Source organism: Streptomyces fagopyri (assembly GCF_009498275.1).
GTDB lineage: Bacteria > Actinomycetota > Actinomycetes > Streptomycetales > Streptomycetaceae > Streptomyces > Streptomyces fagopyri.
Genome location: NZ_CP045643.1, coordinates 325984 through 350026, shown reverse-complemented (window position 1 = coordinate 350026; position 24043 = coordinate 325984). Strand labels below are relative to the sequence as shown.

The following is a 24043-nucleotide window of genomic DNA, read 5'->3' as shown; positions in this document are numbered from 1 at the left end:
GGGCCTCCGCGTCCAGGAGCCCGATCGGGATTCAGCGGAAACGGATCCCTCCAGCTCATCCACGACCACCTCGCGGTGAACCGGCTCCCCGGCCATCGCGCCGCGGAAGCGCCCGGAGTGGGAGGCCCCCTGGAGGTCGGGTCGCACGCCTCCGAAGAGGCACGGGCAGCGGAAGTTCGACGACACACCCTGTGAGAGAGAGTTCCATGAGACTGGCACGGCACGGCACGACAGGATCCGAGGCACCCCTGGTATCCGGACCGGACGGCGCATGGCGGGATCTGCGTCCCGTCTGCGACGACCTGAATCCCGACACCCTGCCCTCGCTCCTGGACGGCCTCGAACTCGACGCACTGCCCGTGGTCGAACGACCAGGCCGATTCGGGCCCCCGCTGAGCGGCATCGGCAAGATCGTGTGCGTCGGGCTGAACTACCGGCAGCACGCCACGGAGACGGGCGCCGCGGTCCCGGACGAGCCGATCATCTTCCTCAAGTCCCCCGACACCGTGGTCGGACCCGACGATCGCGTGCTGATCCCACGCGGTTCGGTCAAGACCGACTACGAGGTCGAACTCGCCGTCGTCATCGGCAGGGAGGCCCGTTACCTCCCCGACGAAGCCGCCGCGGCCGCCTGCGTGGCCGCCTACGCCATCAGCAACGACGTATCCGAACGCGAATTCCAGCTCGAACGCGGCGGCCAGTGGGACAAGGGCAAGAACTGCGAGACCTTCAACCCGCTGGGACCCTGGCTTCTCACGGCCGATGAGGTGCCCGACCCACAGGCGCTGAGCCTGCGACTCTCGGTCAATGGAGACGTCCGCCAGAACGGCAGCACGTCGGACATGATCTTCGGCGTCTTCGAACTGGTCCGCTATCTCAGCCAGTTCATGGTGCTGTACCCCGGTGACGTGATCAACACCGGCACACCGGCCGGGGTTGCTCTCGGACTGGCGGGCACCCCGTACCTGCGGGCGGGAGATGTCGTGGACGTCGAGATCGACGGGCTCGGCCGCCAGCACCAGACGTTCGAGCAGGCCTGAGATGGGTGCGCTCGACGGGCTTCGCGCCCTGGTCACCGGCGGAGCCTCAGGCATCGGCCTGGCCACGGCCCGCCTGCTCACCTCCGAGGGGGCACACGTCGCCGTCCTCGACCTGGCGCAGGAGGCACCCAGCGGGTACCTCGTGAGCCTGCGTGCCGACGTCAGCGACGACAGCTCCGTCAGGGCTGCCGTGAGCGGCGCGGTCGACGCCCTGGGCGGCTTGGACATCCTGGTCAACAACGCCGGGATCGGTGCCCAGGGCGGCATCGCGGACAACTCCGACGAGGAGTGGCACCGGGTCTGGGACATCAACGTGGTCGGGATGGTGCGGGTCACCCGCGCCGCGCTGCCCGCTCTGCGAACCTCCGCTCACGCGGCGGTCGTCAACATCGCCTCCATCGCCGCGACGGCCGGACTGCCGCAGCGGGCGCTGTACTCGGCCAGCAAGGGAGCGGTGCTGTCGCTGACCCGGGCCATGGCGGCCGATCTGCTGGCGGACGGCATCAGGGTCAACGCCGTCAGCCCCGGCACCGCGGACACCCCGTGGGTGAACCGACTCCTGGACCGGGCGCCGGACCCGGCTGCCGAGTACGCAGCGCTGGCAGCCCGGCAGCCTCATGGCCGACTCGTCTCCGCCGACGAAGTCGCCACAGCCGTGGCCTACCTGGTTTCTCCTGCGGCCGGATCCACCACCGGAACGAATCTGGCCGTGGACGGAGGCATGGACGGACTGCGACAGCGGCATGAGGAGTGAGGACGGGGCGCCACACTGCAGAGTGCCGCTGACCTGCGGCGCCCTGGGTACCCGCACCACCGGCGTCGTCGGTGACCGGGTCCTGGACGGGCTCCTCCCGCACCGGCGCCCCCGCGTCAGTACGCGAAAGGCCAGGTCATCGGTCTCCCGGTACGCCGAACGCCAGGACGACGGCCGCCCCGACACAAGCCGTCTGGTCACCGACCTCGACGTCACCATCCTCGGTCCCGATCCCGACCCGCCCACCGTCTCGCACGACGATCGGCACACACCGGCCGCCGACCGGCGTGGACAGCGCGTCCTCGACCTCCTCCACGCGGATCCCGACGGGCCCTGACCAGGCCCTGACCCCAGATCTTGGACACCGGAGAGACTTGCTCGGTGCAGGTCAAGGGCGCTTTCCGCGTTTTCTGACCAACTCCTGGACAGCTCACCTCGTGAAAGCCCGGGGCGAATGTCCGGCTTCGGGGTCCGGGCCGAAGGGGTGGGCCGGTCCGTGAGGGCCGGCCCACCCGTGGTCCGCAGGTCGTGCCGAGTGTGCGCCGACGGCGCGGTTCCATCGCCGTCGACGCACACTCTTCCCACCGCTGCCTGTGCTACCTGCGCTTCAGGGTGAAGTTGCTGGTGACTGTCGCTCCCTTCTGGATCTTCACCGTCGTCACGGTCGGCTGGTAGCCGTCCTTGGCGACGATGACGGTCAGCGGGTTGTTGCGGGCGTCGAGCCACAGGGCGTACGTGCCGTCGGCCGCGGTGGTGAGGGTGTACGTCGAGGCCCAGCTGTCGATCTGGACGGTCGCCCCGGCCAGCGGCGCGGTGCCGCCGGACGACGTGACACCCAGGACGGTTCCGGTGATCTTGCCCCAGGTCTTGGGCGGGTTGACGTGCAGGCTGACCGGCACGCGCGGCACGGAGTACGGCGTGTCGGTGCCCACGGTGAGGGCGGCGGTCAGGTCACCGGGCTGGGTCACCTCGGGGACCGAGGCGTCCAGGGAGACGGTGACGGTCGCCTTCGCGCCGGGCTCCAGGGTGAGCTGCTGGGTGCTTTCACCCAGCCAGGTGATGTCGCCCGATCCGGTCTGGTCGTGGCCGGGCAGGAGTTCGGCCTTCGACGTCGGGGTGCTGGGTGCGGTTCCGCCGCCGATCTTGTAGAAGCCGGGGGCGCCGCCGCCCCGGTAGGTGGGGACGGTGGGGTTGGGAAGCGTGCTCCAGGTCCCGGCCTTCGGGTCGAAGGCCTGGCTGCGGTTGGAGAGCGCGTTGTTGCCGACACCGCCGGCCAGCAGCAACTGCCCGCCCGCCGCCGTGTAGGCCGAACCCCACTGCGCGGCGGGGATGTCGGCGAGCTGGGACCAGGTGTCGGCATCCGGGTCGTAGACGTAGGTGTGGGTCACGTCGTTGTTGTCGGAGCCGAGACCGCCCGCGCAGTAGAGCAGGTCGTCGATGGTTCCGCAGGCCTGCCACGAGATCGGCTCGGGGTAGGCGGCGATCTTGGACCAGGTATCGGCCTTGGGATCGTAGACACTGGCGTCGGTGGTGCCGCAGAAGTCGGCGCCGCAGCCACCGATCATGTAGAGCTTGCCGTCGAGGACGGCGCTGCCGGAGCCGGCGTACGGCTTGGGCGCGGACGCGCCGGTGGTCCAGCTGTCCGAACTCGGGTCGTAGATCTCCAGCTTCGGGTCGGGGTTGCCGGTCGAGGCCCAGCCGCCGACGGCGTAGAACTTGCCGTCGATGAAGCCGTGCGCGGGGTCCTCGCGGGTGTCGGACGCGCTCGCCAGCTTCGTCCAGCTGCCGGCGACCGGGTCGAGGGCGTACATGTCCTTGCTGTCGGCCGATCCCGTGTACCCGAAGGCCGAGTAGACCTTGCCGTCATGGGCGTCGACAGCGTTGTCCATGATGGCGGCCGGGAAGTCCGGGACCGCCTGCCACGAGCCGTCGGCCGGGAAGGCGGCAGGCTTGGCCGTGCCGCTCTTGGCGTGAGCCTTGCTGGACAGCGGGGTGAAGTCACCCTTGACGGTCCGCAGCGCGGCGCCCTCGCCCTGCTGGGTGAAGGCTCCGGACTGCTCGCCGAGCTTGACCGTCGCGGGCGCGCCGCCGGTGTTCTTCACCGTCAGGTTCTGCGTCTTGGACCCACCCCAGGCGACGGTGGCCGCGACGGAGGCGGGGGTGACGGTGATGTTCCCGGCCTTGAGTCTGAAGTCGGCGGTGACCGCGCTGTCGGCGCCGACCTTCACCGTCTTGGCCAGTGAGGTGTACTTGGACTTGGCGGCTGTGAAGGCGTGGCTGCCGAAGGTGGTCGAGAACAGCGAGTAGAACCCGTCGGAGAGGTTCGGGTCGTCGGGCGTGGCGACCGTGGTGGCCTGCTCGGCGGGCTTGTCCTGGCTGGTGACGGTGGAACCGACCACGCCGGTGGAGGTGTTGGCGTCGGTCACGGTGCCGACGACGAGGGCACCCGGGGTGGGTGTGACCTCGCGGTCCCCGACGAAAACGTTGTCAAGGGACCACCACCAGCCGAAGTGCGAGGTGAAGTGGAAGCGCAACCGCACCGCGGACTTGCCCGCGAAGTCGGTGAGCGGGACGGTGATCCGCTGGCCGGGGAGGATCGACGAGCCCGCGGTCCAGACCTTGGTCCAGGTCTTGCCGCCGTCCTCGGTCGCCTCGACCTCGGCGGTCTGGTTGGTGAACTGCTGGTACTGGGTGTTGAAGGCCAGTTCCGGGTTGTCCTTGCCGGTGAAGTCGTAGACCGGGGTCACCAGCGAGGTGTCCTGGGAGGCCGCGCCGCCGAAGTGGTCGCTGTCGGCGACGGCGAACGCCCCGTCACCACCGGTGCCGTTGCCGCGGTTGCCCGGGTCGTCGAACTGCCACCCCCCCTCTGTCCCGTCCGCGTTGACCACGCTCCAGCCGGTCGGCGGGGCGTCGGTGGCGTCGAAGGGCTCGGTGCTGCCGCTGTCGTGGACTTGGTATCCGGGCGTGCTGGTGGCCCACGAGTCGACGGGGACCGAGAAGCCGACGGTCTGGTCGGAGCCGCCCACGTCGACCTTCTTGGTGACGGCGCGGTAGCCGGTGGAAGCCGTGGCGACGTGCAGGGTGTAGGTGTGTCCCTCGGGCAGGTCGAGGCTGTAGGAGCCGGTGGCGGGGTCGGTCCACACGGAGCCGGGCACGCCGTCCGTGGTGATCTTGGCGTAGAGCGGCCATCCGTGGCCGGAGCCGTCGACGACCTTGCCTGCGACGGTCCGGCTGGGTACCGGGGTGAGGGAGAAGCTCTTGGTGAGTGTGGCGCCGTCGTCGACCACGACGTGGCCGGCCGAGCCGTCGGCGTAGCCGAACGCCTGGACGGTGACGTCGTAGGTGCCGGTCGGAACCGTCAGGGAGTAGGCGCCGGAGGCGTCGGTGTGGGCGACATTGGTGCCCGCGCTGACGGTGGCGCCGCTGACGGGCTTGCCGGTCGCGCTGTCGGTCACGCTCCCGGAGATCACGCCGTGCGGGCCGCTGCGGAAGGCGGTCAGGCCGGCGGGGGTGCCCAGGCCGGTCGGACCGTCGTAGCCGTCGGTGCCGTTGCAGAGGTACGACGGGGAGCAGGTGCCGTTGCTGCCGGTGGTGATGTCGTTGATGCCGGTATTCGTCGCGTACGGGTAGGAGTTCGGGTAGGTGCCGGCAACGGGCGTTCCGGCGGCGGCGTACACGGACGCGATGATGGGAGCGGAGACGCTGGTGCCGCCGTACACGGCCCAGCCGCCGTTGCCGTAGGTCTGGTAGACGGCCACGTTCTCCGCGACTGCGGAGACGTCGGCGAGCGCCCGGTTGTCACAGCCGGTGTCGTGCTGGAACGCGGGCTTGGGTTCGTACAGCGAGCAGCCTGAACCGGCGAGGTTCCAGGCCGACTCGGTCCAGCCGCGCGGCGTGGAGGGGGCCCGGGTCAGCGTGGTGCCGCCGACGGAGGTCACGTACTGCGAGGCCGCCGGGTAGCCGACGCCGTAGGCGTAGTCGCCCGTGGACGCGGTGATCGCGACGCCCGGGTGGTTGTAGTGGGCGTCCAGCGTCGTGGTCTCGGACGGGTCCTCACCACCTCCGCCGCGGTAGTCGGTGCCGTAGGAGTTGGAGACGAACTTCGCACCGAGAGCGACCGCTTCGTCGACCGCTGCGGACAGGCTCTCGAAGCTGTTGTCGTCGGCCTCGACCAGCAGGATGTGCGCGTTGGGTGCGCTCGCGGAGACCATGTCGAGGTCAAGCGAGATCTCGCCGGCCCAGCCCGGATCGGGATCGGGGTAGGTGCTTCCGCCTCGTTGGTCGACCTTGCGGAAGCAGCCGTTGTCCGTGGTGCAGGCCGGCAGCCCGTACTGCTCGCGGTAGACGGCGAGGTCGGCCTCGGCGCTGGGGTCGTCGAAGGCGTCCACGATGGCGATGGTCTGTCCGCCACCGCCGTCGGCGGGCAGGTTGTACGCGCTCTGCAGATCGGTGGCGCCGTAGCCGTTGGGGGTGTCGGCCGCCCGCATCAGACCCTTGACGGGTTTCACGTCGGAGCGGCGCAGGGCGAAGCAGGAGAAGTGGCTGCGTTCGGGGACGGCGCATGTCGGCTCGAAGCGCGGGCGTGCGCTGTCCGAGGCGGCGGCCGCGGGATGTGCGGACGCCTGTGGTGCCTGCAGGCCGAGCAGCGCCATCGCGGTGGCGCCGAGGACGGCCAGGCCGGTGGATATCGTTCGTCGAAGAGGCGATCTGGTTCTCGCTGTTGTGCGCAAGGCGTGACTCCCATGCGTGCTTGCAGGGGTCGACCCGTACACGGCTCTCGGGCGACGGTGAATGTCGTGTGTGTTCACCGGGGGCTAATTAGCGGGTCCAGTAATTCACGTGTCAATCAGTTGCCTTCTGTGACCGTGGTGACTCACCGTCAGTGCTGAGGTGCCGTCGTGACCGCTTCCGTACGCGATTCAGGGATGTATCGCAGGGAATGCGCGATTCCCACGTCCGGTGAGCGGACGCCAGGTGGTAGCTACGGGCCACCGCCCGGCGGAATATGTCGAAGGCGTGAATACGACACGGCGCCAAACCGCCACCTTCCCGCGTTGACCGGCCGCTGCGACTGGTTGGACTTTTGTCCTGGTCAACACGTCTCTTCCGCCGAGCGCCCATGTGCCGAACGATGCCGGGCCGCCTGCCCCCGTCACCTCCTGGAGCTGTCCTTGTCGCACAGATCGCTCGCCGGACCCCGGTGGCGCAGACCGTCCCGACACCGGTCCGTCGCGGCCATGGCCGTCACCGTCCTCGCGGTCCTGATGGCGCTGCTGCCCCAACACGCCTTCGCGGCAGCCGCGTCCGCTCCGGAGCCGGCCGGCGTCTCCGCCGAGGCCGCCTGCGGCACACCCAGACCCGGCTCGTTCACCTGCTTCGCCCTGCGCCGCACCGACGTCCGCGCCGCACTCGGCCTGCGCCGCGCCGCGGTCGGCCAAGCGGCCCCCGACGGCTACTCCCCGGCCGACCTGCGCGCGGCCTACGGCCTGCGCGCGGACGGCGGCGAGGGGGCCACGATCGCCATCGTCGACGCCTACGACAATCCCGGCGCCGAGGCCGATCTCGCCGTCTACCGGCAGCAGTACGGGTTGCCGGCCTGCACGTCGGGCAACGGCTGTTTCCGCAAGGTGGACGAGCGCGGTGGCACCACCTACCCGGCCGCCGACGACGGCTGGGCCGGGGAGATATCCCTCGATCTCGACATGGTCTCCGCGATCGCACCGAACGCGCACCTCCTGCTCGTCGAAGCCGACACCGCGTCCTCCGACGACCTGGGCGCGGCCGAGAACACCGCCGTGTCCCTGGGGGCGCGGTACGTCTCCAACTCATGGGGCGGCTACGGCGACGATGCCAGCCAACTCGCCTACGACGAGGCATACTTCAACCATCCGGGAGTCGCGGTCGTCTTCAGCTCCGGTGACAACGGCTACGGCACCAGCTATCCGGCCTCTTCGCCGTACGTCACCGCGGTGGGCGGCACCTCCCTGGTGCGCGACGGCAGCACACGCGGCTGGAACGAATCGGTGTGGAACGCCACCACCATCGACGGCGGCGGTCAGCAGCACTGGGGCGCTCCCGGATCGGGCTGCTCCGACGTCGAGCCCAAACCCGCCTTCCAGGCGACCGTGGACTGCGCCGGCCGGTCGGTGGCGGACGTCAGCGCCGTCGCGGACCCGGCCACCGGCGTGGCGGTCTACAACTCCTTCTCCGACGGCGGCTGGAACGTCTACGGCGGCACCAGCGCCTCCGCACCCATCATCGCCGGCGTGTACGCGCTGGCCGGTACCCCCGTCGCCGGAACGTACCCGGCCGCCTACCCCTACCAGACGTCCGGAGCCCTGCACGACGTGACCCAGGGCGACGACGCCAGCTGCGCGGACCGCTCGGTGTGCGGCCACGGCCCGACGCCCGAGTGCACCCCCGCCTTCACCTGCTCCGCGCAGCCCGGCTACGACGGACCGAGCGGGCTGGGCACGCCGGACGGCACCATCGCCTTCCGGCCCGGCCCGCACGGCACGGTCTCCGGCTCGGTCACCGACGCGGGCACCGGCCGGCCGGTGCCCGGCGCCACCGTCACCCTCGGCGCCTACCGGGCGTCCACCGACGCCCAAGGCGGATACCGCCTGGACGTGCCGGCCGGCGCGTACCCGCTGACGGTCAGTGCGTTCGGCTACAGGGACAGTGACCTGGGCACGGTACGCGTGGACGACGGCGCCACGCTGGCCAAGAGCACGGCGCTGACCGGGGTGCCCGCGCAGACCCTGTCCGGCACCGTCCGCGACGGCGGTCAGCACGGCTGGGGTGTCTACGCCCGGCTCACCATCGACGGCGTGCCCGGCACGTTCTTCACCGACCCGGCGAGTGGCCGGTACGCGGTCCGCGTGCCCGAGGGCCGCACCTACACACTGCACGCCACGGCGCTCTACCCCGGCTACCGGCCCGCCGCCATCACCGTCCCGGTGCGCTCCGCCGCGCGGACCGCGAATCTGACACTCTCGCTCGAGACCACGGGAACACTTCCGCCCGGATACGAGATGACCTACCACGGTGGTGAGGCCCAGCACTTCGCGACCACGGCCACGCCCGAAGGGTGGACGGTCCGCAACAACACCGCAGCCGGCGGCTGGCAGTTCGACGACCCGCTCAACCGAGGCAACCAGACCGGCGCCACCGGCCGCTTCGCCGAGGTGGACGACTTCGCCCTGGGCTGGGCGCCCGCCGACACCGAACTCATCAGTCCTGCCTACGACTTCAGCGCCGAACGGGCCCCCGAGCTGCAGTTCGACACGGCACTGCCCTCGCTGTACCGAGTCGGTGACCTGACCGCCGACGTGGACGCGAGCACCGACGGCGGCGCGACCTGGACCACGCTGTGGCACCACACCGACATCGTCGCCGGACCCGCACACGAGACGGTGCCCCTGACCCGGTACGCGGGCAAGAAGTCCGTGCGCATCAGATTCCACTTCACCGGCTCCCTGACCGGCATCTGGCAGATCGACGACGTGAGCGTGGGCACCCCGGTCCTGGTCACCCGGCCCGGCGGACTGCTGGTCGGACGGGTCGACGACGCCAACACCGGACACGGCGTCCTCGGCGCGTCCGTCGCCGCTGCGGCGGTGCCCGCCGACAGCGGACGCATGGTGGCCTCGCCGGGCGATCCGGCGCGAGGCGAGGGTCTGTACTGGCTGTTCTCCTCACACACGGGCACCCGGAAGTTCACCGCGGGCCTTCCCGGCTTCGGCTACCCGCCCGTGACCGGCACAGCCAGGGTGCGGCCCGACGCCGTCACCACGGCGGACTTCACACTGCATCCAGCACAACTGCGCTACGACGTCCCGGCGGTGGCGGCCAACGTGCCCTGGGGCGACAGCAGGAGCGTCACGGTGACGATCCACAACACCGGCGGTTCGCCCGCCGACGTCTCGCTCGGAGAACAGCGACTCGGCGGCCCTTCGGCGTCCTCGGCCGGCGCTCCCGCTCGGCACACCAAGGCCGCACTCACGCCGAACACCCTGCTGCACACTGCGGCCGGGCCGGCGTCCGACCCCGGTTCCCGGGCCGGACAGGCATGGTCGGCGCTGACCGACCTGCCGACCGGGACTTTCGGAGGAATCGCCGCGGTCGACGGCGGCACACTGTACGCCGGTCTCGGGGAGGCACCGGGAGGCCAGTTCAGCGGCGCGTTCTCCGCCTACGATCCCGGCACCGCGAGCTGGCGCACGCTCACCGCCCCGGCGACCAAGCGGCTCGGCCCCGCCTATGGCTTCATCCGCGGCAAGTTGTATGTCACGGGCGGCCGTGACGCCGCGGGCGCGCCCATCGCGGGCAGCGAGGTCTACGACCCGCCCACCGACACCTGGTCGCAGATCGCCGACGCGCCCAAGGGGTACGGCGCTGCCGGCTCGGTGGTCCTCGGTGACCGGCTGTACGTCATCGGCGGCTGCGACCGGATCAACTGCGGCACCGACGACATCCAGGTCTATGACCCGGCCACCGACACCTGGTCGGCCGGGGCGCCCTACCCGGAACCGATCTCGTACCCGGTGTGCGGCGCAGCCGACGGAGTGGCCTACTGCACGGGCGGTGCCTACGAACCCAACGGCCACACCCCGCAGGACACCGACCACACCTACGCGCTGGACCCGGAGGCCGGGACCTGGCACCGGGTGGCCGATGCCCCGGCCGACGTCTGGGGCGCCACCGGGACGGCTGCCGACGGCCAACTGCTGGTGGCGGGGGGCTTCGAGGTGAGCGCAGGAGTGCTGACCAACGAGGCGCACACCTACGACCCGGCCACCGACACCTGGTCGGCGCTGCCCAATCTGGCCGAACCCGTGCTCGGCGCTCAATCGGCACCAGGCTGGTTCGCCGTCGGCGGCATGGACGCGTACAGCGTGCCGCAGTCGGCCGTACGTGAACTGCCGGGCTGGGACCAGGCGCACGGCGACGTGCCGTGGATCGCGGAGTCGGCCAGGAAACTGACCGTCAAGGCGCACGGATCGGCCCGGATACGGCTGACCCTCGACGCCGGGGCGATGACCGCCGCCGACGCCCGCACCCACCGGGCCGCGCTCGTCGTCGACACCGACACCCCGTACGGCGCGGTGTCGCTGCCGGTGACCATGACAGTGGTGCCGCCGGCCGGCTGGGGCCGCCTGACCGGGACCGTCACCGGTAGGACGTCCGGTGGTACGGCCGCGCCGCTGGGGGGCGCCGCCGTCGAGGTGGACGGAGCGAACGGCGCGATGACCGTGGCCACGGCTCTGGACGGTACCTACTCCGCATGGTTGGCGGTGAAGGGTGGCCCGGTCCGGGTGGTCGTGTCGGCCGCTGGCTACCGGCCGGTGACAAGGCCGGTTCGGCTGGTGAAGGGGGGAGCGGTCACGTCGGACTTCCGTCTGCGGTCGAGGTGAGATGGGGCCGACGGGGGTGCCCGGCCGGCCGCGGTCCGGTGGTGAGCGAGGTGCCGGTCGGGATACGGCCGGGTTGTGCATCACGGCTCACGGGCTCGTGAGTTCGGGCTCGCCGCTCAGTGCCGGGCGCGCGGCCGCCCGCTCATGATCTGGCTGCCACCAGCCGCGGCTGGCGGCGAGCACTCCGGCCTGGAACCGGCTCGCCGCCCCCAGCCGGTCGAGCAGCTCGTGCACGCGGCGTTGCACGGTGCGGTGGCTGATGCGCAGTTGCCGGGAGATGGCCTCGTCCGACATGCCCATGGCTAACAGGGAGATGATCCGCCGCTCCTCGTCGCTGACGATCTCGTTCGGGCGATTCGTCGCAGGTGTTCCGGGCATGTAGGGCTGGGCTTGCTCCCACAGCGACTCGAAGAGGGCGGACAGCGCGTCCAGCAGGGCGGAGGGATGGACAAGTATGCACGCGTCCAGAACCTGAGGGGTGGCCAGCAGCGGGATCAGTGCCGCCTGGTCGTCCGCGATGATCAGTTTCATCGGGGCCTTGGGCAGGAACCGGACTTCTTCGCCCGCCATGATGTCGGCTTCCAGCCGTGCCACGGCACCGGGGCTGCTGAGGGTGTCACGGGCGTGGATGAAGCGGCTTCGCACGCTGCGTCCGGCTAACGCCGTGGCGGAATTGACGCGTTCGCCGTCGCTGGCCTGGGCGTAGGGAGGTGCGTCGATGCCGCGGAGCTCCTGCTCGGCGCGTTTGAACAGTTGCTGCCCGCAGCGGGCGACGCCGTCGCGGCCCGTGACGACCTCGATCAGCGCGGTCGAGTCACGGCCGCGGCGGGCCTCGCGATGCCGTTCGGTCAGCCGCTCGGTCAGGGCCCGCACCCGGTGGATGTCGCGCTCGCGAGCGAGCAGGAGTACTTCCAGGGCGTGTTCGGGCGGCAGGGCGGTGTACGAGGGCGGGTTGCCGGGGAGTCGGGATATCAGGCCGCCGTCCTCCAGCCGTACCAGAGCGGTGTCGGCGGCGTCGGGCTCGATGCCGGTACGGCGGCACAACTCCGCGACGGACAGGGGCGGGTTGTCGACCAGGGTGATGTACAGCGCCTCGGCCGGCTGGTCCAGCCCGAGAACTTCCAGCATGGTCACCTCCGACCACAACCTAACCTGCGGTTCCCCTGTGATCGCACCGTTGACGATCACTGATCCTTGAGTCTTCCGTCTGAAGGTGACGAACCGGCCAACGGGTGAACGCGGTAGCCGGGCGCACCGGGCTGCCGGTGCCGGCTGTCAGGCCGGTATGCGGGCACTGCGTCTGCTGTAGCCGGCCGGTCGTGGCGATGCGGTGCTGGGCGAGCGCGACGAGCGCTTGGTGACGTAGAGGATCAGGACTCGAAGGAGGCCGTATGGCTCGCGGGTTCAGCACTGGGCACGAAGGCCGCATCGCCCTCGTCGGAGACGCCGCCCCTGCACCTCGCTCCTCAGCGGCATGGGTACCGGCCTTGCCCTCGTCGGCTCCTGTACTCGACGCCGAGCGCAGGGCTCCCTCACCCCTTGGGCGTCCTCCCGTTGACATCACAAGCTAATAGCACTAGCTTTTAGCTAACAACATTAGCCGCATGGCTGATGGGGCTCACTAATCCTGGAGGCATCATGACCGAGCACCTCGCCGTCGACGGTGGCACGATCGCCTACGAAGTGGCGGGCTCCGGCCCGCTGGTCGTCCTCGCGCACGGCATGGGCGACCACCGCGCCGCCTACCGTGCCGTCACCCCGCAACTGATCGCGGCGGGCTACCGGGTCGCCGCCGTCGACCTGCGCGGCTGCGGCGAGTCCAGCGCCGACTGGCCGGACTGGAGCCGCACCGCCATCGCCAACGACCTGCTCGCCGTGATCAGGCACCTGGGCGGCCCGGCGGTGCTCGTCGGGCACTCGATCTCCGGCGGTGCCGCCACCATCGCCGCGGCGCGGGAACCGGAGCTGGTCACCGCGGTGGTCGAGCTGGGGCCCTTCACCCGTAAGCAGTCGATGGGTCTGGGCGATCTGCGGAGCAAGCGCGTGCGGCAGGGCATGCTGCGGCTGATGCGCGCCATCATGCTGGGCAGTGTTCCGGCGTGGCGCTCCTATCTGGAGGTGGCCTACCCCGGGGTGAAGCCGGCCGACTTCGACGAGCGGGTCGGCCGCGTCGAGGCGATGCTGCGCGAGCCGGGCCGGATGAAGGCCCTGCAGGGCATGGGCCGCACCACGCCCACCGATGCCGGCGACCAGCTCGGCAACGTGCGCTGCCCGGTCCTGGTCGTGATGGGCACCGACGATCCCGACTGGTCCGACCCGCACGCCGAAGGTGTTGCGATCGTCGAGGACCTGCCCACCGGCCTCGGACGTCTCGAAATGATCGAAGGCGCCGGGCACTACCCGCACGACCAGTACCCTGATCAGGTGGTTTCGCTCATGCTCCCCTTCCTGCGAACGGACGCTGCCCGTGCCTAGGGCGGGTCTGGACTCCGCGACCGTGGTCGCGGCCGGCGCCGACCTCGCCGACGAGGTAGGCCTCGGCCGCCTGACCATGGCGCTGCTGGCCGAGCGCCTGGGCGTGCGCACGCCGTCCCTGTACAAGCATGTGGGCGGTCAGGAGGACCTCGTCCGGCGCATCGCCGCGCTGGCGACGGACCAGGCCGCCGACGCCGTCGGCGCCGCAGTCCAGGGAGTCGCGGGCCGTGACGCCCTGGCCGCCGCGCTGCGCGCCTTCCGCACCCTCGTGATCGCCCATCCCGGCCGCTATGCCGCGACGACCGGCATGGAACCCACTGGTCCCGACGACCCGATGGCCCTTGCCGCCCAACGGCTGTTCGATGTGTTCCGGGCCGTTCTGCGCGGCTACGGGATCGACGAGTCCGACATGGACCACGCCCTGCGCATGTTTCGAAGCCTCTGCCACGGCTTCGCCACCCTGGAAGCGGCAGGCGGCTTCAAGTGGAGCACCGACATCGACAAGAGCTTCGAATGGCTCATTGCTTTTGCCGACCGGGGCTTGCGCGCCATGTGACAGCGGTGCGGCCGGCAGGGCGGTGCCGGCCGCGGACCGGGCGAACTCCTGCCGCACCCACGACCGCACCCCGCCACACCATGGTGACCGGCCGAGCCGACGACCCTACGACCTGCCGGTCCCGGTCAACAGCATCGACTGCGCCCGCATGGCCGCCGACCCTCGCGCCACATGCCGGAGGTGCCTGGAACCCGCGAGCGGCCGATCCTGCTGGGCGGGTTCGTCGTCGCCAGGTGTTGCGTGCGGTATCGGTTCGCGTGGTCATGACGCGGACGGTTTCCGGCTCTCCGTCGCTGCTGCTGCATGCGTTGGCGGGCGCTGCGATGAGCGTCGCCGACACCGCCCTACCTGCGGCATGTTCTTCCTGTACCGGCCCGCGCTGCCGTGTGCGTACTTTCCAGCGTTGCTTGATCCGTCTCCCCGGACGGTCCTGGCCATCGTGGAGACCGGCCGATCAGCCCCCGAGAGGCAGGCGGGTTCGCCCGGCGCGTCCGGTTCCCGCACGAGGCCGGCGCGCCTGATCCGCGCATACGCGAAAACGCTCCGTAACCTGTGCGGGTCGCGCGGGGCGGGGCGCCGGCATCAGCGCCCCGCCCCGTCCCGATCGGGTCATGCTGTGTGCTGGAATCGGGTGGACGGTGAGAAAATGGCAGCCGTCGGAGTGCGTTCCGCGGGCTGCTGTCGGCTCAGATCGTCGGTGTGTCGTCGACCGGCTCGTGGTGCGGTTCGACGATGAACTTCCAGCCGGTGCTGGGCTCCATGAATCGCACTCGGGTGGGGTAGATGTCCAAGGCGCGGCGGTCGCGGTTCTGGCCGCTCGTGTTCTTCCGACCGCGGGCCGGCTCTTCGAACAGGTCTACCTTGATGTCCGGCACCGCCACGACTTCCTCGTTCCAGCGCTGGACGATTCCCGCGCCGAACGCTTCCCTTGCGGCGGTGTAGAGCGACTCCAGAGATTCCTTGTTCCCGTTGGGCACGAAGAGCGCGAGGTTCAGGAGGACGCCGGCGCTCTGAAGAACCTCGATCTCTTCCCCGGCTTCGTCGGCAACCCAGATCCCGCGCTCTTCGGCATTGTTCGGAAGAATGTGAATTTCCTTGCCGAATATTGTCCTTGCGATGAAGGATCCTCCGTCGAAATACTTTCCGGGCTTCGTGAGGTGAGCCGGAGCGAAGCAGTCGAGGGAAAGGTCGTCCAGCTCTGCCGAGACGAAAATCTCCTCCTGGAGGCCCAGCTCTGAAACCTCCTCGCTCGTAAGACGTCGAGCTGTAACCTTTTCGGTGTTCAAGCTATTTCTCCTTGTTCGTATGGCCACGGACGGTCAGAGGATCCGCTGGATCCGATGCTCGTGGCTCGGCCACGGCTCCACCAGCAGGCCTGAGTTTGGGCTGATCGAGGGGTGTCGGCCGCTGAGGGTGATGTTCGAGATCGCCGCCTCGGATAAGATCGCAGACACGGGACCCGGTCGGCAAATCTTCGCGGGAAAAGCGGAGGTGACGGCATCGCCTCCGGGCGCCTCGGGCTTCCCGACCCACCTCTCTGTTCAGGACATCCGCCCGCGTGGATCTGTCGAGCTGTATCGGTTTGTCGGTATTGATCTTTCGACATGAATGTGTCAGCACGTGTAGTTTGGATAACGCCCGGTTGGTTCGCGTGTGCAGTCGGGACGCTCGACCGCGGCTGATTGAACGCCTTTCGAAGTCGTGAACATATACAGTCCGTTTCTCGGGTTCTGAGTCAATTTCCGTGCAAGTGACGCTTCGTTGTGGCTGGACGTCGAAGAGTGCGATGGAAGGGGACGGCGGGACAAGCACTGCGCGAAGGCGTGTGAGTGTGGCCTGCCACCGCTTCCAGTCCTCCGGGTCGACCCGCTTCGAGGCCAACCCGGCTTCGTCGCCGGCGATGCGGGCGAGGGCCTCGTCAGCGAGCGTCCGAAGGTCGCAAGGGAACACGGGCATAGGCGTTTCCGGGTTGTAGGGCGTGTCGACGGCAGGTTCGCCTCCCGGGCATTGCGCCGCGACGAGTGCCGCGGCGGACACCGCTTCGTCCGCTTCCCCGAGACAGCCCGTGGTGATGACCGTGCGGACGAGGACGCCTCGGATCTGAGCTTCACCTGCCCCGGACTCGGGGTCGTCGAGAGCGTCGGCGAAGTCCGCGGCTGCGTCGTTGCCGAAGGGACCCATGTCCCGGATGCCCATGCCGATCTCCCTGCGTAAGGTCGTCTGGATCCTCGCATCAGGCACTGACATCGATGCTGATACTCAGGTTCCGTTGGCCGTGGCCGGGTTGCTTACTCCCGACGTCGCGGGGTTCCTCCATCTCTCAGAGCCGACGGACGACCCGGTCGAGTCAACGGTCGTGCACAGCCGCACCCGGTGACGCCGCGGATCGACCTCGGCGACCTCTACTGTGATCAGCTCGCCTTCATCGACAAGCTGATCCGGGGTCGGCGGACGCATCCCACGACTGGTCGCGTGAAGCGTGACCACTCAGTGCCAACAAGCACGTCCCGCTGGCCAGAGACGCCGCCCCGCCCGGTTCTGCCGGTTCCGACTACCGTGTCCTGGCTCAGAAACCAGTTGAGGGCTGACGCGGGTTGAGGCGGCGGGGGACTGTCGGTGGCTGGTGACAGGATCGCCGGCATGGGATTCGTACGCACTACTCCGCCGCGGCCTGTTGAGGTGACCGCGGTCCTTCCCGAGCTGGCTCCGTTGGCGCGACCTGCCATACGGCTGCATCCGCGTCCGGGGTCGCCTTCTGTCAGGGACAGTTCGGTCGGCGGGCCGTTGCTGTGGCCGACAGAGGAGCCGTGGCCGCACTGCGAAGACGCGCACCTGCACGTGGACACTGGATTCCGCCGGTCACCGACCGAAGTGCGGCTCCAGAACCGCTTGCAGTCCCGGTGGCGCCCTGATGAACGGCCTCCCGTGCTCACGCCCGAGGAGGAAGCGCTCAAGGCGCGCAATGCCGCGTGGCTCGCCGAACGGCTCGACGCGGGTCCTCCCTGGCCCGCCGAATGCCCGGTCCCCATGTTGCCCGTGGCTCAGCTGTTCCTCCGTGACATACCCCTGTTGCGGCCGCCCGGGCAGGCCGATCTGCTTCAGATTCTCTGGTGCCCGTACGAGCACGAACCGAATTACAAACCGTCGACCGCACTGTTCTGGCGGTCCGCCGCGGAGGTCGTCGACATCCTCGCCACACCACCGGAACCGTACGAGGCGGACTATCCGGGTTACGTTCCAGAGCCGTGCGTGCTGGCGCCAGAAGCGATCACCGACTACCCCAACAGCCTTGATCTGAACCCGGAGCTGCGGCGGATGCTGGAGGACTGGAACAGGTGGCAGGCAGCCGGCGCCGGCGTGGACAGCTCCTACGCGGAGTATCCGCGCGACTTCTACTCCATTCATCTGGGCAACGCGCCCGGCTGGAAGGTCGGCGGCTGGCCCCCTTGGGGTCGCACCGACCCGAACCCCCGGTACTGCGCTGTGTGCGAGGTGCGGATGGTCCCACTACTGACGATCGCTTCCTGGGAGTGGGACGGCGGTGAAGGCCACAGTTGGGCGCCGCAGGAAGACCAGGCCGCCGCCCTCGCGGGCTCTCATTACGCGGGCCAGGATCCCTCGCAGCCGACGAAGGTAGAAGTAGGCAGCACGGACAACATGCAAATTTACCTCTGCCCGGTTTCCCCCGAACATCCGCACACCGACCTGATCCAATGAACTGCCGGGCCTGCCACACATGACCGCGTACTTCGCTGCCAAGCCAGGTGAGACCTTCGCCTTCACCGGCAGCGAGGACGCCTTCGAGATTCTTTACGGCATTCCCGTCGCCACTCTCGGAGAAGGCGAAAGCCCCTGGCCCGGGGACACCTCACCGACCGGCGCGTCCCTGCCGTCCCCGCCGCCTACTACCGGAGAGTGTGGGGCCACCGTATGCAGGACAGCCGAGATCTGGACGACCTTCTGCCCTCCGGCACCCAGCACCGGTGGATCCTCTCCGTCCGCAGCGACAGCGCCGACAGCTACGGCTGGGAGCACAAGGAGACAACCGCCGACGTCAGCCACGCGCAGCGGGTCGCCCTCATCGATGTCGAATGGCTCGCGCGAGAGGACGCCTGCGTCCAGTCCGAATGCCCCGGCTGCGGAAAGCCCAGCCGTTGCGTCTGGCGACAGCTCGCCGCCGTCGCATACGGCACCGCGCGCCGGACAGTCACCCGCGACGACCGGCGCGACCGCTGGTTGTACAGCGAGGCACCGCGCGGCATCGCACCCGTGCAAGCCACCCGAGGCTGGACGGATCGGGTCACCGCAACCGAACCGCCGGGCCACGCGATCCGTCGGCCTCGGCTGACCTGCAGCTCACCAACTGGCCTCGGGGCAGCCGCCCTCAGGTTCCACCGCATGCCCACGAAGGATGCACGTGCACCAGCAGACCCCCCACCCCACCGTCTCCCGTCCGCCGATCGTCGTCCTGTGCGGGTCGACCAGGTACTGGGACCAACTCACCGAAGCAGCCCTCTACGAGACCGCGGCCGGCCGCATCGTTCTCTCCCTCGGCTGCAATATGAAGCAGCCGCACCCGCTCTGGTCCGACCTGAAACGCGCCGACCGCCTCAAGGCGCAGCTGGAAGAACTGCATCTGCGGAAGATCGACCTCGCCGACGAGGTCCTGGTCGTCAATCCGGGCGGGTACATGGGCGAGAGCACCCGACGCGAGATCGCATACGCCCTCAGCCTGGGTAAGCCCATCCGCTACACCCACCCCGCCTGACACCGGACAATGCCCCGGCCCGGCTCTCGGTCCCGGGCCGGGGCGTTCCTGGGTGCCGGAGCGGCGGCGGACCGGCTGATGCCCCTCCTGGGAGAAGTCGAGCAGGAGTTGATGACATTCCTTGAAAAACGGTCATCTCCTGCTCGGGATTGACCCCAGAACTGCTCGATGGATCTCCCCACGCGGAGAGGTCACCGGACGGGGCGCGGGGCGCACTTCTGAAGTGGACGTATTTCGTTTGCCGTGCGGCGTAACCGCCGCATAGGGTCACCGCGTCCCAGGAGGTGAGGCCGTGACCACGTACGGCACGATCTTGATTCCCAAGCCGCTCGAACAGGCGGCCCTCGTCCTGGGCGAGTTCTGTGCGGCCGGCTACGCGACCCCCGCGGGGCCGAGATTCTGTCTCGCCCATCCGGACCGGTTCGTCGACGAGAACGATGTCTTCACGCTCGCCGGGCCGATCAGCGCCGAGTTGGGAGTCCCGGTGCTGGCGGCCTTCCCATACGACGGTGACCGACTGGAGTTGGAGGTCTGGCGGGACGGAGTTCGTGCCCACCGCTACGACTCCTGGCCGGACCGGGACGCTGAGAACGTCAACCGGGCACCCGTGGGCGCGGATCCCACTGCGTTCCTGGACTTCGCCGCCGGGCCCGTGGACAGCCACCGCTTGGCCTCCGCGCTCGCGGACATCCCGATCGACGCCGAGGACATGGACGTCGACGGCGACCCGGGGTACGTCTGGGCCCAGGCCCTGCACTGGGACGTGCTGCACGCGCTCGGTCACCCGGACCAGGTGATCCACCGCGCACAGTGGGACCACCTCCAAATGCGCGGCGTACCGCAGGCGCTCGCGGAGGTGCTGGGCAGCACCGAACTCGTCGTTCTGGGCAGGGCCGATCGCCTTTTCTGAAACCCCACCCGCACTCCGGAAGAGCTCCCAGGAGGCAAGACAGCACATGGCGTCTGCCGAAGGTTTCGTCTCGCGCGCTCCACGAGCGGGCGGCCCCGGCCGACGACGCACTCTGCGCTCGCTGTCAGGCAGTCCGAAAGGGCAATGCTCGGCTCGTGGTGACGGCCATGCCCGCCGAGCACATCAGCGACTTCGCGATGGCGGACCTGCTGATGTCCGTCAACGGCGATCTGCTGGACTTTTGCAACGGCGACGAACGGCTTTTCCGGCTGTACAGCGGAGATCGTCGTGCCGCATATTGCGATCCCGATCCACTGCAACGGCTTCTCGGTGTTCCGCTCCGGGCTTGACGACTTCAAAACCGCCGCCGCCGATTCCTCAACGCCCGTCAGGTTCCACCGTCTGACTCACGGTGGCCGTTATGAATTCTCGCCGGACCGGTAGCCTTTAGGCAGAGGGAAAGCGTGCGACCGGTCGAGTGGTGTCTCCAGGCCGTGCCAGATCCGCTCCCATCAGGCAAAGACTTCGGGAATATCGACTGCGGGATTCCGTGCGGACGCCCCGGCGCTCTGGTGCATACGTTTGTTGCACTCGCCCAGAACCGGGAGGATCGTAATGGGTGGGCGGAGGCGTAGCCGGGAGGTGATCCCCCGCCGGACAGGAGGCCCTCAGACGCAGCAGAACAACATCCTCGGCCCACTCAGCGACGTTCTCCTGGAGGGGGCACTCGATGAGGCCGTACAGCCTGCCGGAATCGATCGAAGCGTGCCTGTTCGACCTGGACGGTGTCATCACGAAGACGGCCGTCGTGCACGCGGCCGCCTGGAAACAGACGTTCGACGACTTCCTGTTGCGGCGCGACGGAGCCGGTTTCACGCCGTTCGACGTCACCCAGGACTATGACGAGTATGTGGACGGAAGGCCACGCACCGATGGTGTGCGCAGCTTCCTCGCCTCGCGCGGCATCAGGCTTCCCGAGGGGACCCCGGGTGATGAGGGGGACACGGTGCAAGGGCTGGGGAACCGTAAGAACGATCTTCTGTTGGAGAAGATCAGCGCGGAGGGTGTCGAAGCGTACCCGGGCACCATGCGCTATGTCCGAACGGTTCGGCAGCACGGACTGAAGACGGGTGTCGTGTCCTCCAGCGCGAATTGCCGGGAGATCCTGGTGGCGGTCGGGGCTGAGTCGCTGTTCGACGTTCGCATCGATGGGCTGGTGGCAGCAGAGCGCGGGCTTCCGGGTAAGCCGCATCCTGATACGTTCCTGGCCGCCGCACATGATCTGGGTGTCACAGCTCGGGTGTCGGCTGTCTTCGAGGACGCACTGGCTGGAATGGATGCGGGTCGGTCGGGCGACTTCGGCTACGTGGTCGGCGTCGATCGGGTCGGCCAGGCGGACGCTCTGCTCGCCCACGGCGCCGACATTGTCGTGCAGGACCTCGCTGAGCTGGAGCACCTGGGATGATCACGGACACTTGTTTCGCCGTCGATCCGTGGGTCCTGAAGGAGACGCCTCTCAACCTGGCTCTGCTGCCGCAGAGCGAATCGGTCTTCGCGCTCTCCAACGGTCATGTCGGCTGGCGGGGAAATCTTGACGAGGGCGAGCCTCACGGGCTGCCCGGCTCGTACCTCAATGGCGTCCACGAGTTGCACCCGTTGCCCTATGCGGAAGGCGGGTACGGCTACCCCGAGTCGGGCCAGACCGTCATCAACATCACCAATGGCAAAATTCTGCGGCTACTGGTTGATGATGAGCCCTTCGACCTGCGTTACGGCAGGCTCCGCAGCCACGAGCGTGTGCTGGACATGCGTGCCGGTCTGCTCCACCGCAGCTGTACGTGGACGTCGCCGGCGGGCCGCACGGTACGGGTGCGCTCCACTCGGATGGTCTCCTTCACCCAGCGCTCCATCGCCGCGATCGCCTACGAGGTCGAAGCGGTCGACGCCCCGGTGCGCGTCGTGGTGCAGTCTGAACTCGTCGCCAACGAACAACTTCCGCCCGTCGCAGGCGATCCCCGCGGAGCCGCGGCTGTGGAGAGGCCCCTCGACGCCGAGGAGAACTGTGCGTTGGGGAACCGTCTGCTGCTGATGCACTGCACGCGCAACAGCAAGTTGCGCGTCGCGGCCTCGGCCGACCACACCGTACAGGGGCCCGAGCGGACACAGACCAGTGGCGAGAGCAGCGACGACGTCGCGCGCCTGACGGTCATGTCGTCGTTGGTCCCGGGCGAGAAGCTGAGGATCGACAAGCTGGTCGCCTACGGCTGGTCACGCATGCGTTCCCTGCCCGCCGTACGGGACCAGGTGCAAGCCGCTCTCGCAGCGGCCGGCAGCACCGGCTGGCAAGGGTTGGTGGATGAGCAGCGGCACTACCTGGACGAGTTCTGGGCACGGTCGGATGTCGAAGTCGACGGAGATGAGGAAATCCAGCAGGCCGTGCGGTTCGCGCTGTTCCACGTGCTGCAGGCCGGCGCCCGCGCCGAGCTGCGGGCCATCCCCGCCAAGGGGTTGACGGGCACCGGCTACGACGGTCACTCATTCTGGGACACCGAGACCTTCGTCCTGCCGCTGCTCACCTACACGTCGCCCGGTGCCGTCGCCGAGGCGTTGCGCTGGCGGCAGAGCACCCTGCCTGCGGCCCGGGACCGAGCCGAGCAGCTGGGGCTGCGCGGAGCCGCATTTCCTTGGCGGACCATCGATGGTTCGGAGTGCACCGCCTACTGGCCGGCCGGCACGGCCGCCTTCCACGTCAACGCCGATATCGCGGACGCTGTCATTCGCTACGTCTCCGCCACCGGCGACGAGGACTTCGAGCAGACCAGCGGGGTGGAGCTTCTCGTGGAGACAGCGCGGCTGTGGACGTCGCTGGGCCATCACGACCACCGCGGCGTCTTCCACATCGACGGCGTGACCGGGCCCGACGAGTACAGTGCGGTCGCCGACGACAACGTGTACACGAATCTCATGGCTGCCAGGAACTTGCGCGCAGCGGCCGACAGCGCCGACCGCCACCGTCAGCAGGCAGCGGCTCTTGGCGTGGACGACGAGGAGACCGCGACCTGGCGTGACGCCGCAGAGGCCATGCACCTGCCCTACAACGACGAACTGCAGGTGCATGAGCAGCACGCGGGGTTCACCGGACACCAGCTGTGGGATTTCGCCGCCACCCGACCCGGCCAGTACCCCTTGCTGCTGCACTTCCCCTACTTCGACATCTACCGCAAACAGGTGGTGAAGCAGGCGGACCTGGTGCTGGCCATGTACACGTGCGGCCAGTCCTTCGACACCGAACAAAAGGCCCGTAACTTCGCCTACTACGAACCGATGACGGTCCGCGACTCGTCACTGTCCGCGTGCTGCCAGGCAGTCATCGCAGCCGAGGTCGGCCATGAACGACTCGCCTACGACTATGTCGCCGAAGCCGCACTGATGGACCTGAATGACCTGGAGAGCAACACGCGGGACGGGCTGCACATCGCCTCGCTGGCCGGAACCTGGATGGCCCTGGTTTGCGGTTTCGGAGGATTGCGCCACGACGGCACCACACTGTCGTTCACGCCCCGACTGCCTGAGAACCTCAGCCGGCTCGCTTTTCACATGGGGATCTGGGGCCGCCGCCTGCGTGTGGAGATCAAGACAGGAATCGCCACCTACACCCTGTTGACCGGCCAGACGATGACCGTTCGGCACCACGGCGAAACACTCACCCTCACCGCTCGCTCTCCGGTGAGCCGCCCCGTCCCCGGCGTCACCGCCCGTCCGGCCCCTGAACAACCTCGGGGCCGCCGCCCCGGTCAGCTCAGGCTGCACCACAGGAGCCCATGAATGCCTGGCGGCAACCCCGCGCCCAGACCCAGCCGCCTACGCAGACGTGCGTTCCCCTCGGTGCGCCGCGGCCGACGCTCGGGCCGGGCGCCTCCCCAAGTGCGTCCTGTCCAGCCCCACAGCTCCCCGCCCGGCTCCGTCCGGACGTCCAGAGACCGGGCGGCACGGGCGTGATGGACACAGACACCCTCATCGGCGTTCCGAGTCAAGAGGAGGCAAGTTCATCGGTATTTCCCCTCAACCAGGCGGCTCCCGGAAGACGGTGGCCGGCCAGGTCGGCTGTTCTTCGATTGTGGCGC

At 69.0% G+C, this 24043-nt stretch carries 16 protein-coding genes and 1 pseudogene; 13 read left to right on the top strand and 4 right to left on the bottom strand.

The genetic code is table 11. The features are described 5' to 3' along the window. The first annotated feature begins 206 nt into the window (after positions 1-206). From GFH48_RS01555 to GFH48_RS01545, 3 genes are read left to right on the top strand one after another with little or no spacing between them, the layout of a single operon-like run. Complete coding sequence (locus tag GFH48_RS01555; RefSeq protein WP_153286491.1) at positions 207-1040, top strand: fumarylacetoacetate hydrolase family protein; 834 nt, start codon at positions 207-209, stop codon at positions 1038-1040. A 1-nt stretch (position 1041) separates the two neighbouring features. Then, positions 1042-1794 (top strand): SDR family NAD(P)-dependent oxidoreductase, encoded by a 753-nt coding sequence (locus GFH48_RS01550; protein WP_153286490.1) that lies wholly within the window; start codon positions 1042-1044, stop codon positions 1792-1794. A 22-nt stretch (positions 1795-1816) separates the two neighbouring features. Next, positions 1817-2131, top strand: coding sequence for a hypothetical protein (locus tag GFH48_RS01545; protein WP_153286489.1), 315 nt, complete (start codon positions 1817-1819; stop codon positions 2129-2131). Between the two features lie 259 nt (positions 2132-2390). Here the strand turns inward: GFH48_RS01545 and GFH48_RS01540 are convergent, their stop codons facing one another. Then, positions 2391-6524 (bottom strand): carboxypeptidase regulatory-like domain-containing protein, encoded by a 4134-nt coding sequence (locus GFH48_RS01540; protein WP_228120258.1) that lies wholly within the window; start codon positions 6522-6524, stop codon positions 2391-2393. Between the two features lie 507 nt (positions 6525-7031). Here GFH48_RS01540 and GFH48_RS01535 point away from each other — a divergent pair. Continuing rightward, entirely contained in the window at positions 7032-11210 is a 4179-nt protein-coding gene (locus GFH48_RS01535; protein ID WP_153286488.1) for a carboxypeptidase regulatory-like domain-containing protein, read from the top strand. A gap of 87 nt (positions 11211-11297) precedes the next feature. On the opposite strand, the gene GFH48_RS01530 is transcribed toward GFH48_RS01535, so the two are convergent. Further along, positions 11298-12338 (bottom strand): helix-turn-helix transcriptional regulator, encoded by a 1041-nt coding sequence (locus GFH48_RS01530; protein ID WP_153286487.1) that lies wholly within the window; start codon positions 12336-12338, stop codon positions 11298-11300. A 510-nt stretch (positions 12339-12848) separates the two neighbouring features. On the opposite strand from GFH48_RS01530, the gene GFH48_RS01525 reads away from it, so the two are divergent. Beyond that, positions 12849-13685, top strand: coding sequence for an alpha/beta fold hydrolase (locus GFH48_RS01525; RefSeq protein WP_153286486.1), 837 nt, complete (start codon positions 12849-12851; stop codon positions 13683-13685). Between the two features lie 22 nt (positions 13686-13707). After that, complete coding sequence (locus tag GFH48_RS01520) at positions 13708-14241, top strand: TetR/AcrR family transcriptional regulator (protein ID WP_153292666.1); 534 nt, start codon at positions 13708-13710, stop codon at positions 14239-14241. A gap of 686 nt (positions 14242-14927) precedes the next feature. On the opposite strand, the gene GFH48_RS01515 is transcribed toward GFH48_RS01520, so the two are convergent. After that, a complete protein-coding gene (locus GFH48_RS01515) occupies positions 14928-15527 on the bottom strand; it encodes a hypothetical protein (protein ID WP_153286485.1) in 600 nt (199 codons plus the stop codon). A gap of 130 nt (positions 15528-15657) precedes the next feature. Here GFH48_RS01515 and GFH48_RS38895 point away from each other — a divergent pair, with 130 nt between their 5' ends. Continuing rightward, a complete protein-coding gene (locus GFH48_RS38895; protein ID WP_228121468.1) occupies positions 15658-15849 on the top strand; it encodes a hypothetical protein in 192 nt (63 codons plus the stop codon). A gap of 237 nt (positions 15850-16086) precedes the next feature. Here GFH48_RS38895 and GFH48_RS38890 read toward each other — a convergent pair. Continuing rightward, positions 16087-16422, bottom strand: a pseudogene (locus tag GFH48_RS38890) (DUF4259 domain-containing protein); the annotation flags it as partial. 459 nt (positions 16423-16881) lie between these two features. On the opposite strand from GFH48_RS38890, the gene GFH48_RS01505 reads away from it, so the two are divergent. The 6 genes from GFH48_RS01505 (at position 16882) to GFH48_RS01480 (ending at position 23744) form a co-directional block, all read left to right on the top strand. Next, complete coding sequence (locus GFH48_RS01505) at positions 16882-17958, top strand: hypothetical protein (protein WP_153286483.1); 1077 nt, start codon at positions 16882-16884, stop codon at positions 17956-17958. Positions 17959-18658: 700 nt separating this feature from the next. Continuing rightward, a complete protein-coding gene (locus GFH48_RS01500; protein WP_228120256.1) occupies positions 18659-19009 on the top strand; it encodes a hypothetical protein in 351 nt (116 codons plus the stop codon). A 292-nt stretch (positions 19010-19301) separates the two neighbouring features. Beyond that, positions 19302-19919 (top strand): hypothetical protein, encoded by a 618-nt coding sequence (locus GFH48_RS01495; protein WP_153286481.1) that lies wholly within the window; start codon positions 19302-19304, stop codon positions 19917-19919. A 155-nt stretch (positions 19920-20074) separates the two neighbouring features. Then, positions 20075-20269: a hypothetical protein gene (locus GFH48_RS01490; RefSeq protein ID WP_153286480.1), complete on the top strand. Its 195-nt coding sequence runs from the start codon at positions 20075-20077 to the stop codon at positions 20267-20269. A gap of 380 nt (positions 20270-20649) precedes the next feature. Further along, positions 20650-21384 (top strand): HAD family hydrolase, encoded by a 735-nt coding sequence (locus GFH48_RS01485; protein ID WP_153286479.1) that lies wholly within the window; start codon positions 20650-20652, stop codon positions 21382-21384. Further along, entirely contained in the window at positions 21381-23744 is a 2364-nt protein-coding gene (locus GFH48_RS01480; RefSeq protein WP_153286478.1) for a glycoside hydrolase family 65 protein, read from the top strand. The genes GFH48_RS01485 and GFH48_RS01480 overlap by 4 nt, the downstream gene beginning before the upstream one ends. Positions 23745-24043 lie beyond the last annotated feature (299 nt).